12 protein-coding genes are annotated in these 15,834 nt (G+C 57.9%); 5 read left to right on the forward strand and 7 right to left on the reverse strand.

From position 1 onward, the window contains the following. The 4 genes from NP603_RS18050 to NP603_RS18065 form a co-directional block, all read right to left on the reverse strand. On the reverse strand, positions 1–313 hold a 313-nt coding region (locus NP603_RS18050), incomplete at its 3' end, for a lipocalin-like domain-containing protein (RefSeq protein ID WP_256612252.1). Between the two features lie 200 nt (positions 314–513). Continuing rightward, entirely contained in the window at positions 514–1,089 is a 576-nt protein-coding gene (locus NP603_RS18055) for a chemoreceptor glutamine deamidase CheD (RefSeq protein ID WP_256612253.1), read from the reverse strand. Between the two features lie 180 nt (positions 1,090–1,269). Next, entirely contained in the window at positions 1,270–1,554 is a 285-nt protein-coding gene (locus tag NP603_RS18060; protein ID WP_256612254.1) for a hypothetical protein, read from the reverse strand. 92 nt (positions 1,555–1,646) lie between these two features. Next, positions 1,647–2,426, reverse strand: a complete 780-nt coding sequence (locus NP603_RS18065) for an MlaA family lipoprotein (protein WP_256612255.1) — start codon at positions 2,424–2,426, stop codon at positions 1,647–1,649. Between the two features lie 183 nt (positions 2,427–2,609). Between NP603_RS18065 and NP603_RS18070 the strand changes: the two genes are divergently transcribed. Continuing rightward, positions 2,610–3,497 carry a DMT family transporter gene (locus NP603_RS18070; RefSeq protein WP_256612256.1) on the forward strand — a complete coding sequence of 296 codons (888 nt, stop codon included), beginning with the start codon at positions 2,610–2,612 and terminating at the stop codon, positions 3,495–3,497. A 7-nt stretch (positions 3,498–3,504) separates the two neighbouring features. Here NP603_RS18070 and NP603_RS18075 read toward each other — a convergent pair whose 3' ends face one another. Continuing rightward, positions 3,505–3,678, reverse strand: a complete 174-nt coding sequence (locus tag NP603_RS18075; RefSeq protein ID WP_256612257.1) for a hypothetical protein — start codon at positions 3,676–3,678, stop codon at positions 3,505–3,507. A 222-nt stretch (positions 3,679–3,900) separates the two neighbouring features. Here NP603_RS18075 and NP603_RS18080 point away from each other — a divergent pair, with 222 nt between their 5' ends. Next, positions 3,901–5,256, forward strand: a complete 1,356-nt coding sequence (locus tag NP603_RS18080; RefSeq protein WP_256612258.1) for a hypothetical protein — start codon at positions 3,901–3,903, stop codon at positions 5,254–5,256. A 57-nt stretch (positions 5,257–5,313) separates the two neighbouring features. Here the strand turns inward: NP603_RS18080 and NP603_RS18085 are convergent, their stop codons facing one another. After that, positions 5,314–7,566, reverse strand: coding sequence for a caspase family protein (locus tag NP603_RS18085; RefSeq protein ID WP_256612259.1), 2,253 nt, complete (start codon positions 7,564–7,566; stop codon positions 5,314–5,316). A gap of 72 nt (positions 7,567–7,638) precedes the next feature. Next, positions 7,639–8,457, reverse strand: coding sequence for an alpha/beta fold hydrolase (locus tag NP603_RS18090; protein WP_256612260.1), 819 nt, complete (start codon positions 8,455–8,457; stop codon positions 7,639–7,641). A 103-nt stretch (positions 8,458–8,560) separates the two neighbouring features. Between NP603_RS18090 and NP603_RS18095 the strand changes: the two genes are divergently transcribed. The 3 genes from NP603_RS18095 to NP603_RS18105 all read left to right on the forward strand — a co-directional run bounded on the left by NP603_RS18095 (position 8,561) and on the right by NP603_RS18105 (position 15,752). After that, positions 8,561–10,261 (forward strand): serine/threonine-protein kinase, encoded by a 1,701-nt coding sequence (locus tag NP603_RS18095; protein WP_256612261.1) that lies wholly within the window; start codon positions 8,561–8,563, stop codon positions 10,259–10,261. Between the two features lie 145 nt (positions 10,262–10,406). After that, complete coding sequence (locus tag NP603_RS18100) at positions 10,407–11,642, forward strand: autotransporter outer membrane beta-barrel domain-containing protein (RefSeq protein ID WP_256612262.1); 1,236 nt, start codon at positions 10,407–10,409, stop codon at positions 11,640–11,642. A 198-nt stretch (positions 11,643–11,840) separates the two neighbouring features. Next, complete coding sequence (locus NP603_RS18105; protein ID WP_256612263.1) at positions 11,841–15,752, forward strand: DUF3683 domain-containing protein; 3,912 nt, start codon at positions 11,841–11,843, stop codon at positions 15,750–15,752. Positions 15,753–15,834 lie beyond the last annotated feature (82 nt).

The raw sequence follows: 15,834 nt of genomic DNA on the forward strand, positions 1-15,834 counted from the left end.
TTTCCATTTTCGAGCGGCCGGGCGCGGCTTGCTTTTTCAATTTGCCGTCTTCGACGCTGTAATTCAATACCGCTTTGAGCTGGTCGATGCGGGCATGGGCGTCGTTTTCTTGGGAAATGCCTTCCATGGTGCCGTCGTTTCGGAAGCTCCATGTCGTGTTCAGGCCGCGGGCGCCGCTGCCGTCGGCGTTGAGTGATTCTTTTTCTATTTGCCAGGTGCCCAGCAGGTCGGCTTGAGTCAACGGAATTTCCGCCGCGGCTGCGTTGAAAGAAACGGATAACAGCAGCAAGCCAAGGTGTTTGATAAAGGGCATAAAATTCCTTCGAATTGATTGTGAGTGAGCGTTGGATTGTATCACGTAAGGATAACAGGGTTATTTAGGCGGTGCTAAACACGGTGTGCCGATAATCATCGGCTTCGCTCGCCGTTGCAGCGAACGCATTACGAAATACCAGACCGACTACCTCAGGCCTCAGGATGTGAAAGCTGGATTACGATCAGTGTCAGAATCGCTCAAGCCAGACTGCCGGCGAATATCCGCTGCGAATATTCCTGTTCCCGTTTCAGGATGGTTTCGTTCTTGATGTCTTTCAGTTTTTTGACCAGAACTTTGCCGGATTCGGGAAAGAAGTAGACCTTGCGCGGATAGATATCCAGCATGTCGGCGGCGATGACCGGTATGTTACGCTCGGCCAGGTAGTTGCGCAGGAACTGCGCGCTGCGGGCGCCGACGTTGTCGCGTTGCAATCCGTTCAGGACGTTGCCGCCGCCGAATAATTTGGCTTCCAACTGGTGCGGTTCTGCACCGATGTCGAGCAGGTGATTGATGAATTTATCCATCGCTGCCTTGGCTTGGTTTTCCAGGCGGGCGTTGATCGGCTGGCCTTCGTTGGTGTTGGCGACCATGAAATGGCTCATGCCGCCGATGCCTTTGTCGCGATCGCGGATGCAGGCGGTAACGCAAGAGCCGACTACGGTAACGATGACCGAGCCGGACGTGGCGACGCAGTATTCGCCGGGGATGATCTTCTGGGCGCGGGTGCGCCAGTAGGGGTCGAAGTAGGTTGCGGAGCGCTGTTTCAGGTACATGGCTCGGTAGACTCGGTTGGCGAAAGTTTGAGCATATCAAACAAAAATCGGGCCAATCTCCTGAAACTGCCGCAGTTCAACTTGTTGACCTTGGCGAGCGTCAAGCGCCAGCGCAGAATGTAAACCGGATCGACAGGCTCGGCGATCCATAATGGGGTATGGCTCGCAATGAAGCTGCGGTCATTTGCCTGGTAAAGCCTCGTCCGTAGCAACTTTGCATTGTTCCGGCTTGCCGTCTGCAAACGCAGCGGAAATGCTTACCGGTTCGGTCAAGCCTTTCATCAATAATAGGTAAGCCTGGCCGTCGATGCAGACCTTGTTCAGGTTCCAGGTCCTGATTTGACCTTGAATATCGATTCGTTCGATGCTGATCCGTTCCAGCGGCAGCGAGCGTATCGCTGGCGGGCTCGCCGCACTATGGGTGGCAAACGCGACGAGTAAGGCAGTGAAAATCGTTCTGCTCATGGCATGGTTCTCCCGTCTTGCGTTCCGGTCAACCGGAAAAGTCGTTCGGTGCGCCCGCTTCGCCCACGACAAGCCAGCGGTCGCTTGACCGCTTAATACGGATTGACCGGCGATAGCTTTTCCTCGGTTTCATCGAGATGCAAAATGTCGTCGTCGGTGACATTGCCGTCGTTGACCAAGTAATTGCGCTGGGAAAAATAAGCGCCGCGGAAAAATCCGTAGCGGTCCACCGCGGCTTCGCTGGCGATTTTTTCGGTTTCCAGATTGTCGGCGCGCAAATCGGCGGCGTTTAGCCCGCCCAAGCCGCCGGATATTGCTTTCGACAATACCGCGGATTCGGTGAACAGGCCGGTATAGCTGATCGGGTTGGCGGCGGTGTCGCCAATCAGGCCCACCACGCCGCGCGGGGAACTCGGCCCCAGTAGCGGCAGTACTAGGTAGGGCCCGGTAGGCACGCCCCAATAGCCCAGAGTCTGGTCGAAGTCCTCGTGGTGTTTGGGCAAATCGATGTTGCTGGCCGGGTCGAACCAGCCGGCGATGCCGGCGGTGGTATTGACCAGAAAGCGGGCGGCATCCATACCGGCTTGCTGGAACTTGCCCTGCAGGGCATCGTTGATGAACACGCGGATGTCGGCAATGTTGCTGAAAAAGTTGCTGATGCCGGTATCGACGAAATCCGGCGTGATCCAGCGGTAGCCGCGCGCCACCGGTTTCATCAGATAATCGTCGACCCGGTCGTTGAAGGTTTGCACCGGTCGGTTCCAGTTTTCCCAAGGGTCGCGCGGATCGGACGCCGGAACGCCGGCGCAGCCGGCCAGAACGGTCAGTGCGCTTAAAAAACTGGCTAGGGTAGGGATTGTTCCGTTTCGCATGGGCTGTGCTCCAGAAGCCATCGACTGAAGAGGCAAGGTTAACGTATTCGCGGGGTGTTTGTCTTGCCAAGTGGGCTTATCGGCGAGAGTGCGCTGTCCGGCGCCAAATCGTCTGCCACGGTTTTCGGCTGCGCGTCGCTGCGGCACAATAAAGCGCTTTTCAGATTAGGATAATCCGCTTTTATGGCTATTGCCGATGCTTTGCGTCTGCTACTCCTGTCCGCCATTTGGGGCGGGTCTTTTCTGTTGATGCGGATTGCCGCGCCGATCCTGGGCGTGGCGTACGTCGCGGAGGGCCGGGTATTGTCGGCGTCGCTGTTTCTATTTCTGCTGGCGTTGTTCAGGAAACGGCTGGGCGGTTTGCTGTGCAACTGGCGCTATTTGCTGGTGATGGGATTTTTCAACGTCGCGCTGCCCTTCAGTTTGTTCGCGTATGCGGCGGCGGTGCTATCGACTTCGCAATTGTCGGTGTTGAATGCGACTGCGCCGATTTGGGCATATGCAATCGGATTAACGCTCGGCATCGAGACGTTCGACATAAAGAGACTGTGCGGCATGGTTACGGCGCTCTGCGGCGTGGTGCTGTTGTTCTGGGGCTTGCTGGTCGCCACGCCGGACCAGTTTTTGCTGCCGGTTATCAGTTCGCTGTGTGCCGCGTTCTCGTACGGTATTGCCACCAATTACGCCAAGGCCAAAGCCACGCTGGCGCCATTCGAGACCGCTCACGGCAGTCTGTGGGCGGCGTCGCTGTTATTGGTGCCGATGTTGTTTCTGTGGCCGGCAAGGCAGATGCCGACAGCGGAATCTTTGTTAGCCGTCGCCGGGCTCGGAGTGGTCTGCACCGGCGTGGCCTTTCCGCTCTATTACCGATTGATCCGCGATATCGGCGCTTCTTCGGCATTGACCGTCACGTTTTTGAATCCTGTATTCGCGACACTGTGGGGAGCGCTGTATTTAGCGGAAGCGGTCGTGCCGCGGCACATGTTCGGCATGGCCGTGATTTTGGTCGGAACCGCGCTGTCAACCGGGTTTCGGGTCGGCAATCTGCGCAAGCGACGCAAACCGGCTTAGCCTTGTCTCAAGCCGCGCGTAACCGGTGGCGCCGTAGCTGCCGTTGCTGTGGTCGGAACCACGCTTTGAAGTCTGCCGGCGGCTCGAGCAACGGCGCACTGATGCAGAAGCGTAGCGTGCCGTCGGTTGCCAGATAGGGTACTTTGCGATTGCGGGTAATGGCGTCGGGCAAGGGTTTCATGTCGGCTCCTGTGGACTATCCGGTCGAAAGTCTGGCAGTCAGACGCTTAACGACGGCTTAATCTGGTCCAGGCTATGGCCGATTCCGTTCGCGGGCGGTCGTCGATAATCCGTAATACAATCAAGCTGGTATACTGCACCGTTCCGATCGGGAGCGGTCTCAGGCCGCTTGTTGCGGGGCGCGGGTCTTCATTATAAAAATTACATTTAGCCGGGATTTTCTATGGATGCATATTTACCGATGATTCAAAGCATATTGTTGGATTGGTACCAATTAACCCTTGCCAATCCGGAATATGCCGGAGCCGTTGCCATTGCGGTATGGTTGCTGACTTCGATTTTTTACAGTATCCGCATTTACTTTCTGAAAAAAGCCAACGCCACCCTGGTGAAATTGCGTCTCGGGTTACAGGCCGACCTGGAAGGCGCGCAGCAGCAATTGCAAGGCAGCCAGGCCGAATTGGCCGCCAGCGTCCAGCAATTGGCCGAGGTGCAAGCGGCCGCCGCAGAATCCGCGCAACGCGCCGCCGGTTTGGAAGAGAAAGTCGTCGCCGGCAACCGGCAATTGATCGACAGCATCAAGGCCTTGGCCAACAAGTTCGAATTGACCGAGCCGAGTTTGCCCGCGGCGAACAACGCCGATAGCGGCGAACTGTGGAACCGTTACGCGGCGATCAGCGAGCAAGCGGTCGAGCGCTTCCAAGCCGAGCAAAAAGGTAAGACCGATCTGCAATTGTCGTTGTGGGCGGAAAGCGCGAAGCTGGCCGAGAAAGATGCGCTACTGGAGCCGTTACAGCGTAAGGTGGAAGAACAAACCGCGCAGGTCGCCAAATTGGAACTGGCGCTGGAAGAGCAAAAAATTCTATTCGAACGCCAGCAGGCCAATGCCGAGAAAGCGCTAGCCGCAACCGTCAACCGTTACCAAACCGAGTTGGCGGAGCAGGTTAAGCCGGCGGAAAAAGCGGCGGTTTCAATTTCTCCGGCGCCTGAATTCCGCGTAGAACCGGTGGCGGAGCCAAAACCCAGCGTGATTGAAGCGGCTATCGCTCCCGCGCCGGCGGTGGTAATGCCGGCAGCGGTCGAGCCGGCGCCTGCTCCGGTTAGCCCGGTTGCCGCGGCTCCGGTCGCCCCAGCCGAAGCCGTTGCGCCGAAGGAAGTTGCCGCTGCGGCGAAGCATTCCTCGGTGGATAAGGCCGTCGAGAAAAGCAGCGGCTTCGGTAAGTTCAAGCAATTATTGAATAACACGATGCAGCAAATGGCCAAACTGGACCAGAAGCTGGGTACCCAAACCACAGTGGAAGTAGCCGACCCCGACGAGGAAACCGCCGCTCCGGCTGCAGAACCTGTGGTCGAAGCGGCTCCGCAGGCACCGGCAGTGGTTGCCGAGCCGGCGGCAGAGGCCGTGACACCGGCACCGGCGAAAACCAGCAAATTGAAAAGCCTGTTCGGTAAAAGCAAACCTGTCGAGGAAGCACAACCGGCTCCGCTAGCGGCTCCCGAACCGGAACCGGCTCCGGCGCCGATTCCGGCCGCGGCCAAGCAAGACAAGTTGAAAGATTTGTTTTCGAAGTGGAAATAAGGATTTAAAACCTTCATTCCGGCCGGGCTTCAACGGCCCGGCCAGCCGCCGGCGGGATCAGACCTCCGGTACGAAGAAGAACGGGCTGCCTTCATGCCCGGCATGTTGCAACGGCGCATATTGCGGTTTTTGTTCGAAGCCGCCGCGCGCCGCCGAAGCCTGCACCTGATTCGCCACATCCCGGAATATATCGTAATCCTCGATAATCCGTTTGTTGCTGCGCAACACCTTCAAAAACGCATTGGCAAACACCGAGTGTTCGCCGCCGCCTTGGTCCATGACCGGCTTGACGCCGCCGGACGTCAGCACGGTGCGGGCCTTGCGGCTGTTCATCGCTTTCAGCCAGCGCTCGCGTTTGGCATCGTCCATTCCCTCCGGCAGTTTGGCCACGGCGGAACCGGTCAAGGCGCCGGAATAACAGGAATCGGCCACCACCATGATGTGCTTGGCCGGCATGATGCTCAAGAACTCGGTGATGCTTTGGCTGGATATCCAGTTGGCGCTGTTGCCGGTCTCGGAATCGACCGGCAGCCAGTAGGCAGTCTGGCTGCGCTTGTCGATTTCGCCGTGGCCCGCGTAATAAATCAGCAGGTTGTCCTGCTCGGTCAGTTTTTGGTTCAGCTCGTTCAGCGCCGACATGATCGCGTGGCGGTTGGCATTCAGCAGTAACTTGGTTTTAAAGCCGTAACGTTCGCGCAGCAGCAATTCCAGACTTTTCGCGTCAGCCATCGGCGTCTTCAAAGACGGATAGGCGCCGTAGTCGTTGTTGCCGATGATGATCGCGTAAAACTTGCCGAACTGGATGTCGCCGCTGCGCTTCAAGTCGCCGCCGCTGCCGTTGCTGCTCGGAAACGGTTCGGCGGCAATCCCGCTGCTGGCCGCGAGCAGGCGCAGGCTCAGGTCGCTGCGTTGGTTGCGTTTGTCGGTCGCGCTGATCCGCACCACGGTTTCGTCTCCCTGCAGGCTGACGTCGGTTTCGAAGCGGCCGTTGGCGTCGACTTTGACCGGTTTGTCGTTCAGCAACAAGCGGCTGAGGCCGGTACTGGCGTCGATTTTACCGATAATGCGTTTGCTGCTTTCGCCGACCGCGAATTGGATGCTGGGAATACCGCGGGTCACGGTCACGGCCGGTTCGATCAGCTCGATATTCGGGCCGGAGCCGGATGCCAACAAGGTGCTGCGCGATTGTTCCAGTTTTTCTTTCAGCGCGGCGATTTCCTTGGCCTGTTGTTGCAGCGCCAGTTTGCGGTTGTCGATTTGGTTGCGGTCGAGCTTATCCGGCGATGTTAGCCAGCCGGTCAGTTCAGCCGATTGTTTCTGGAACGTTTCGATTTTCTCGTTCAGCCGGTTTTCCAATTCGTTGGCTTTGCTGTCAGCGGCTTTGGCGGCCGGATTTTCCTGCCGGGCCGCGTCCAACTCGCGTTTCATGCGTTGCCGTTCCTGGCTTAAGGTTTGCGTCAACGAGCCGAGCCTGGCCTGTTGGTCTTTGAGTTGCGACTCTTTTTCGCGTAGTTGCTTTTCCAGCAGTTCGATATCGCTGGAATTGCCCGGCGCAGTCGATTTTTGTTGTTGCAGTTTGTTGCGTAAGGCTTCCAGCTCGCTTTGCGCCTTACGCAAACTTTCCTGTTGCTCCAGGGTTTGCTGGCGGGTGTCCTGCAATTGTTCGCGCAGTTGCTCGGCCTCGCGGCGCGATTCGGCGACTTCGCTGCGCAGCGTTTCCAGCTCCTGAGCATTGACGGCCGGGGCGAATTGGATGCCGGCGTCTTCCAGGCCGGCCGATTTGCGGTACCAGCGTAAGGCCGCTTCCTTGTCCTGCGCGACGCCGAGGCCTTTTTCGTAGAGATGGCCCAGGTTCAATTGCGCCTGCGAGTTGCCTTGCTGGGCGGCTTTTTCGTACCACTGCGCTGCGGCTTTGTAGTCGGCTTGCGTGCCCAGGCCCTTTTCGAAAATTTCGCCGACCGCCAATTGCGCCGCGGCGTCGCCTTCCTGGGCTTTCGGCAGCCAGATGTTCAATGCGCTGGCGTAATTGGCGCGGTCGTAGGCGACGTATTCGCCGCCGCGGACTTCGCAATCCGCCGCGGTGGTGCGAATCGGCCGGCGCGCGCTGAGGTAGGTCATTTGCGAACCTAGTTTGCGCACTTGGCCGGGCAGCAGGCAATCGACCACAAACAATTTATTGGTATCGGCCACGATGTAGCCTTCGGTGGCCTTGGCCATTTCCTCCTGGCTGACGTCGCGAGCGCAAGCCGCCATGAGTATGCTGCCGATCGCCAAAGCGAGCGTACGATTTTGATACATCTTCTGAGCCATAACGAGCCGCCTTTTTGCTGTGAAGGGTTAGGCCGGCAACGATAGCAGAAAACCGCCGGGCCGCAATAGCGCTTATCTCACGCTGTGCAAGCGTTGCAACATTTTCGGCCAGATTGCTTGCCAGCCGCGGTTATGGTCGGCATCGACCCGGATTACTTGCGCATGGGGGCGGGCGCGCAGGGCCGATTCGAACAGTGCCGGCGGGATGTTCGTATCGCGCTCGCCGAGCAGGTGCCATTCCGGGACGCGGCCCGGCTGCCGTCGAGCCGGATTGATGGAGTCTTGCAGAGGCTGGTAGCCGTGGTAATCGGTCCAACGGTCTATGTCGTAATTACCCGCTAAGGTGACGACGGCGATGGTCCCCGGCAATCGTTCAGCCAGTAGTAACGCCAGCGTGCCGCCGCCGCTGTGGCCGATCAATACCAGTTGCGGGTATCCGTTTTGCTCTGCGAAGCGCTGTAAAGCCGCGGCCATGCTGGCGACGACCCTGTCTGCGTAACGGGCGCGAGTCCACAGTGTCGAGTCGCAGACCGGATCTATAGCATGGCCGTTATAGCAAGGCCGGCCCAGATACAGGCTGGCTGCCGGGTCGCCGGCCATTAGCGGCAGGACCACAGAATCGCGTGTGGTCGGTTCGGCGGCCGGAATTAGGCCGCGCTCCCACGGCCGGCCGTCGCCTTCCAGGTAAACGTGTAAACGTTCTGTGGCCTGTGCCGGCCGATTCAGGAATCCGCTCAGCGTAAATTTGCCGCCGTCGAGATCCAACGCGACGAGACCCAGGTCTCGAGCTTGTTGATGCAGTTTGGCGACCGGCGAAACGCAGCCCGCCAGCAATGGAGTCAAGGCCAGGCAAGCCACCAGTAGATAAGTTTTGGCGTTCCGTTTCAACACGACGGCTACCTGAATGGATCGGGCCCGCACAGATAGCGAGCGGTGGCGACATAAATGAAGGTCTTCGGCTAAAATCGTAGGATTGATTTTTTTTGGGTTGGTCATGGCAGTATTTGATAACGCATTGAACGCGTTCCGGCAATCGCAAATTTCGTTCGACGAATTATTGGCGGCGGCCCGAGTTGCGGGAGGGCAATCGGCCGCGGAAGTGGCGCTAGCATTGCAGCATCTGGAGACAATGTTCCGCGGCGGTGGGTTGCCGGCGGAGCAATATTTCGCGTTGCAATCGGCCTTGCAGGACGAGACCCGTTTGGCGGTAGCGCCGGTTTCGACGCCGGCGGCGGCCGGCGACGACGAAACCTTACTGGCGCCGCGGCCCGCGCCGGCCGATGATGCAACATCGGTCGAGTCCGTGCCATTGGCGGCGCCGATTGCTGCCGAACCGACCTTGGTACAAACCCAAGCGCCGACCTTGACTACCGAATCCCTGTTACAAGGTCTGGACCCGAACCAGCCGCAAGCGGAACTGACGGTGGGCTGTACCTTGAAAAACCGCTTCGTGTTGGAGGAGTTGCTCGGCGTCGGCGGCATGGGCATGGTGTTCAAAGCTACCGACTTGCGTAAAGTCGAGGCGGCTGACAAAGACCCGTTCGTGGCTTTGAAAGTGTTGAACCAGGATTTTCAATTCAATCCGATGGCGCTGGTCGGGTTGCAGCGCGAAACCAAGCGGGCGCAAACCCTTTCCCATCCCAACATCATTAAAGTTTACGACTTCGACCGGGACGGCGCGTACGTCTTCATGTCGATGGAGTATCTGCAAGGCCGGCCATTGAGCCATTTGATTCGCGACCACGTCGAAACCGGTCTGCCGTTCAAAAAAGCCTGGCCTATCATCCATGCCATGGCCGAAGCTTTGGGACATGCGCATAGCAAGAACATCGTCCATTCCGATTTCAAACCCGGCAACGTCTTCGTTAGCGACGAAGGCGAGATCCGAGTGCTGGATTTCGGTATCGCCTGCGCCATCGGCCGTAGCGAGAAAGACGGCCACGACGCGACTGTGTTCAACGCCCGCGATTTGGGGGCGATGACGCCGGCCTATGCCAGTCTGGAGCAATTGCAGCATAGCGCGCCGGACCCACGCGACGATATCTATGCGTTGGCCTGCATCACGTACGAGTTATTGTCCGGCAAACACCCGTTCGGTCGCTTGTCCGCCGAAAAGGCGCAGGAACTGAATTTGCAGCCCAAGCCGATCCCGAAGTTGTCGCGGCGGCAGTGGAAGGGCTTGCAAAAAGGTTTGGCGTTCAAGCAGGAAAACCGTAGCGCCAGTATTGACGAGTTTATCTCCTCTATCGGCCCGCGTTCGTCGGTGTATTACGGTCTGTGGGCCAGCGCGTTGATCATCGTGTGTTCGATCGGCGTCAACGTGTATTGGACATTGACCGAGAAGGCGGTAGTGGCCGAGGCGCCGAAAGTGGTGCCGAGTTTGACCGCGGAGCAACTGCAAAAAATTAAGGATTTATTGGAGCTGGCCGAGATCCATTTCGACGTCGGCTACCTCACCGCACCCACCGGCAGCAACGCCTTCTGGGCCTATCAGGAAGTGTTGAAGATCGATCCGTACAACAAGGCCGCGATCGCCGGCCTGAACAAGATCGCCGATACCCTGGAGCAACAGGCCTGGGAGTTTTACGAGAAAAGCGACCGTTCCGAAGCTCTGAAGAAAGTTCAGGAAGGCTTGGAAGTCAATCCTGGGCACAAAGGCTTGCTCAGTTTGCAAGAAAAACTTCGGTTCAATTAACCGGCGGCGGCCGAATTATGTTGATAAGTTGGCTTGTAAGTTATAGCTATTTGTCTGATTTTGCTGATTAATTGTTTTGCAACAATTTTGCGGTAGCGCCGGTCGCAGTGTTAAGATGTGTTTTATGGATTCATTGGAGAATATTATGCGTTATTCAATTTCGAAAGCGGACGCCGCAGTTCCGCGTGGGCCTGCGGTAACGCGGCATTTGCCGATTGTGGCTGGAATGGCTGTGTTGTCTTTGTCTTCGGTTCAAGCCACCGGGGCGCCCGCGCCGCTGAATAATCTGAATCCTAATCAAAGATCGGTGGATTCGGCAATCAGTTCGTGTTCGGCGTATTACTCGGATTTGGAAATCGACGCGCCGGCGGTTTGCCAAGCCAGTTTTTCCGACATTCAAAGTCTGACTCCGGACCAAGTCCTGGGTATGGGTAACTCGATCACCCGGTTGGACGGCGGGCGTAATCCGGTGCCCTACGACTATTACAGTAACAATCAAACCTCGAGATTGGGCGGTGGCAGCGGCGACGCCGATTTCCCGCCGTTGAATTTTTGGACCAAGGTCGATAGCGGCTTCGGTGCCCACGACAATACCGCGCTGAACACAGGCGGTTTTAAGTACGACAACCATAATTTTATGGCAGGCGTCGATTATCGGATCAGCGACAGTTGGGTCAGCGGCGCCGTCTTCAACTACCGCCATAGTAATGCCGCATTCAACGCCGGCCGTGGCGAAACTTTGGGCGATAGTTACACCGGTATGCTCTATACCTCTTACTTCGTGACCGAGGCCTTGCATTTGGACGCTACGGCTTCTTACGGCGGCCATGAATTCGAAACCACCCGTAATATTACGCTGGGCGGTGTATCGTCGGTTGCCAAGGCCAAGCCGAATGCCGACCAATATTCGTTCAGTTGGGGCGGCGGCTACGACTGGCACCACCAGGCTTTGAGCGTTGCGCCATATGCGCGCGGCGAATACACCGCTTTGAACATCGATGGCTACGCCGAATCCGGCAGTGTGGCTGCGGTTCGATTCGGCAAGCAGAATATCGAATCGTTGATTTCCACCGTGGGTGTGCAAACTGCTTACACCTTCAGCTTTCCGTGGGGCGTTCTGATTCCGCAATTGCGCGGCGAGTGGCACCACCAGTTTCTTGACGGTCGGCGCAGCGTGACCGGCAGCTTCATTGCGGACGGTACCGGCTCCACCTTTAGTTTGGTCAACGACGCGCCTAGCCGAGATTACTACACCTTCGGCGCCGAAGTATCGACGGTGCTGCCCGGCGGCGTCTCGGCGTTTCTGGCTTACGAGACACTGCAAAGTTACCGGCATGTCGAAAGCAACCGCTTGATGCTGGGCGGCCGTTTAGAGTTTTAAGCTCGTGGTCAGCGGGACGGTCGGGCGCCTCTGAACGGCGCGCCGGTTGTCCGGTAGCGTCGGCCGCGACGCCTTATCTAATATCAGCGGCCGATAAACCCTAGATATTCCGCGGTTTGCGCGGCTTTTTTTCGGCAGGACCGGTTGGGTGCCGTGGTAAAATCTCGGCGATTCTGACTTTCCGTTCGCCGAAACCCTGTGGATTCTCCATTATTCCCCGCTTCGAATGATTCTATTCCCGCCCGCGTGCGGGAAATCCCCTATAACTACACCTCGTTCTCCGACCGCGAAATTGTGATTCGCCTGCTGGGGGAAGAGATGTGGTCGATTCTGGATGCTTTGCGCGAGGAGCGGGTCACCGGCCGTTCCGCCAGAATGCTTTACGAGGTCTTGGGCGATATCTGGGCCGTACGTCGTAACCCTTACCTGGAAGACGATCTGCTCGACAATGCCAAACGCCGGCGTGCGTTGTTGCAAGCCTTGCGCCACCGTTTGCGGCAAATGGAAGCCCGGCATGCCGAAACCGAAAACCACAACGCGGAGCGGGCCGAGCGCGTCGCCAAATTAATCCTCGCCGCGCATCAGGCAGTAGACGAATTCGATGCCCACTTCGAACGCACCGCGCAATTGCGCCGTAGCGTGATGACGCTGCTGTCGCAATACACTCGTAAAGACAATATCAGTTTCGACGGCTTCGCCCGGGTCAGTCATGTCACCGATGCCACCGACTGGCGGGTGGAATATCCGTTTGTCGTGCTGTACCCCTGTTCCGAGGACGAAGTCGGCCACCTGGTGCGCGGCTGTATCGAGCTGGGTTTGACCATCATTCCGCGCGGCGGCGGTACCGGTTATACCGGCGGTGCGGTGCCGCTGAACGCCTATTCCGCGGTGATCAACACCGAAAAACTGCTGGCGATGGGCCAGGTGGAGCGCCAGACTTTGTTGCCCGGCGTCGATAGGTCCTACGCCACGATTCTCACCGGCGCCGGCGTTGTCACCCGGCGGGTGATGGATGCTGCGGAGCAGGCCGGCTTGGTGTTCGCCTGCGATCCGACCTCGGCCGATGCTTCCTGCATCGGCGGCAATATCGCGATGAACGCCGGTGGCAAGAAAGCCGTGCTGTGGGGTACCGCGCTGGACAATCTGGCTTCCTGGCGCATGGTGATGCCGGACGGCAATTGGCTGGAAATCGAGCGGTTGAACCACAATCTGGGCAAAATTCATGAGCAGGAAAAAGCCAGATTTTTGCTGAAACGGTTCGACGCCAGCGGCAAGCAATTGCTAGGTGAAGAGAGCCTGGAAATCTCCGGCAGTTTTTTCCGCAAAACCGGGTTGGGTAAGGATGTCACCGACAAGTTTCTGGGCGGTTTGCCCGGCGTGCAGAAAGAAGGCTGCGACGGCATCATCACCTCGGCCCGCTGGATATTGCATGAAATGCCGCCGGTGACCCGAACCTTTTGCCTGGAGTTTTTCGGCCAGGTGCGGGAAGCGGTGCCGGCGATCGTCGAGATTCGCGACTATCTGGAAAGTCTGCCGAAAGACGGCGCGCAACGGGTCATGCTGGCCGGCCTGGAACATCTGGACGAGCGTTACGTCAAGGCGGTCGGCTATGCTACCAAAGCCAAACGCCACGGCCGGCCGAAGATGGTGTTGATCGGCGATATCGTCGGCGACGACGAGAACCAGGTGGCTCTGGCCGCTTCGGAAGTGGTGCGTCTGTGCAACGCCCGCGGCGCGGAGGGCTTTATTGCCGTTTCGGCCGAAACCCGGAAAAAGTTTTGGCTGGACCGGGCCAGAACCGCAGCGATCGCCAAACACACCAATGCCTTTAAAATCAACGAAGATGTGGTGATTCCGTTGCCGCGGATGGGCGATTATTGCGATGGCATCGAGCGAATCAATATCGAGCTGTCGCTGCGCAATAAGCTGCGCTTGTGCGCGGCATTGAACGAATTTTTGGCCGGCGATTTGCCGATGCGCGCTTACGAAGAGGGCGTAGACTGGCGGGAACTGCTCGGCGAGCGCCGGGCTCAGGCGCTGGAAACGCTAGCCATGGTGCGCCAGCGCTGGACTTGGCTATACGACAATCTGGATTTGCCGTTGCTCCAGGCGGAAGCCGAGTTCGGCAAATACGGGATTCAGGCTGGCGAGTTAAGCAATCGCGCCGCAGAGCCGACTTTGTTTCACCGCTTGCAGGATTACTCTATCAGGGTGTCATGGAAGCTGGAACTGCTGCCGCGCTTGCGCGAGATTTTCGAGGGCGACAATTTTCGGCCGATCGTCGAGCGCATTGAAGCCCTGCATAAGGAAATCCTGCGCGGCCGCGTGTTCGTGGCCTTGCATATGCACGCCGGCGACGGCAACGTACATACCAATCTGCCGGTCAATTCCGACCATTACGAGATGTTGCAGGAAGCCAATGCGGCGGTGGCGCGGATTATGGAACTGGCGCGCGGCTTGGGTGGGGCGATTTCCGGCGAGCACGGCATCGGCATCACCAAATACGAGTTCCTGACCGAGGCCGAGCTGGCCGATTTTCACGCCTATAAAAACCGGATCGATCCGGAAGGCCGCTTCAATCGAGGTAAGTTGATGCCGGGCGCCGATTTGCGCTCGGCTTATACCACCTCGTTCAGCCTGATGGGCTACGAGTCGCTGATCATGCAGCAGAGCGATATCGGCGCAATTTCGGAGTCGGTCAAGGACTGCCTGCGCTGCGGCAAATGCAAACCGGTCTGCGCTACCCACGTGCCGCCGGCGAATTTGCTGTATTCGCCGCGTAACAAGATTCTGGCCACCTCGTTGTTGATCGAGGCCTTCTTGTACGAGGAGCAGACCCGGCGCGGCATTTCGATCACCCACTGGAAGGAATTCGAAGACGTCGCCGACCATTGCACCGTCTGCCATAAGTGTTTCAATCCGTGTCCGGTCGACATCGATTTCGGCGACGTGTCGATGAATATGCGTAATCTGCTGCGCAAAATGGGCAAGCAAAGTTTCAATCCGGCCAAGACCATGGCGCTGGCCTTTTTGACCGCGTCCAAGCCGGGTAACGTCAAAGCCATGCGCAAGGCGATGATCGATTGGACCTACAAAGCGCAGCGTATCGGCAATAGCTTCTTGCAGCATTGGGGCAGGGCGCAGATCGCCCAGCCGCCGGCGACGGTCGGCAAGCCGCCGGTGCGGGAGCAGGTGATTCATTTCATGAACCGGAAAATGCCGGGCGAATTGCCGAGCAAAACGGCGCGGGCTTTGTTGGATATCGAGGACAACCAAATCGTGCCGATCATCCGCAACCACGAGAAAACCAAAGCCGATTCAGAGGCCGTGTTTTATTTCCCGGGTTGCGGTTCCGAGCGTTTGTTTTCCCAAGTCGGGCTGGCGACGCAGGCGATGCTGTACGAAATCGGGGTGCAAACGGTATTGCCGCCGGGTTATTTGTGTTGCGGTTATCCGCAACGGGCGGGCGGCCAATTCGACAAGGCGCAGAAGATAACCACCGATAACCGGGTGTTGTTTCACCGAGTGGCGAACACCCTGAATTATCTGGATATCAAGACTGTCGTGGTCAGTTGCGGTACTTGCCAGGACCAATTGCAGGATTACGAATTCGACAAGATTTTCCCGGGTTGCCGCTTGATCGATATCCACGAATATCTGTTGGAAAAAGGCGTGAAATTGGACGGTGTGAATGGCCAGCGCTACCTTTATCACGACCCTTGCCACAGTCCGTTCAAGCAACAAGACGGAGTTAAAGTGGTAAACCAGCTGTTGGGCGCGCCGGTGAGCAAGTCTGAACGTTGCTGCGGCGAGTCCGGCACGCTGGCAGTGGCGCGGCCGGACATCTCGACGCAGATTCGGTTCCGCAAGGCCGAAGAACTGCAAAAGGATGCCAGCAAATTACGCGGCGACGGTTATGCCGGGCCGGTAAAAATGTTGACCTCGTGCCCATCCTGCATGCAGGGCTTGCAGCGTTTTCAAGATGAGGTGGAAACCTTGGAAGTCGATTACATCGTCGTCGAAATCGCCAAGCACGTGCTGGGCGAGAACTGGATGCCGGAATATGTCGAACGCGTGACTCAGGGCGGCGTCGAGCGGGTGTTGGTGTGACGGCGATGCTTTCCGCCCGCTGAGGAGACTACAGGCCTGAAGGGCCGTCATGGTTGGGCTGGAGAAGGTCGGTTTGCTTGAG

The sequence above is a fragment of the Methylomonas aurea genome (genome assembly GCF_024505045.1).
GTDB classification, from domain to species: domain Bacteria; phylum Pseudomonadota; class Gammaproteobacteria; order Methylococcales; family Methylomonadaceae; genus Methylomonas; species Methylomonas aurea.

Coding starts and splice junctions, on each gene's coding strand:
- NP603_RS18055 (WP_256612253.1), bottom strand. CDS start 1,089: ATGTACCTGAAACAGCGCTCCGCAACCTACTTCGACCCCTACTGGCGC.
- NP603_RS18070 (WP_256612256.1), top strand. CDS start 2,610: ATGGCTATTGCCGATGCTTTGCGTCTGCTACTCCTGTCCGCCATTTGG.
- NP603_RS18095 (WP_256612261.1), top strand. CDS start 8,561: ATGGCAGTATTTGATAACGCATTGAACGCGTTCCGGCAATCGCAAATT.
- NP603_RS18075 (WP_256612257.1), bottom strand. CDS start 3,678: ATGAAACCCTTGCCCGACGCCATTACCCGCAATCGCAAAGTACCCTAT.
- NP603_RS18080 (WP_256612258.1), top strand. CDS start 3,901: ATGGATGCATATTTACCGATGATTCAAAGCATATTGTTGGATTGGTAC.
- NP603_RS18060 (WP_256612254.1), bottom strand. CDS start 1,554: ATGAGCAGAACGATTTTCACTGCCTTACTCGTCGCGTTTGCCACCCAT.
- NP603_RS18100 (WP_256612262.1), top strand. CDS start 10,407: ATGCGTTATTCAATTTCGAAAGCGGACGCCGCAGTTCCGCGTGGGCCT.
- NP603_RS18085 (WP_256612259.1), bottom strand. CDS start 7,566: ATGGCTCAGAAGATGTATCAAAATCGTACGCTCGCTTTGGCGATCGGC.
- NP603_RS18065 (WP_256612255.1), bottom strand. CDS start 2,426: ATGCGAAACGGAACAATCCCTACCCTAGCCAGTTTTTTAAGCGCACTG.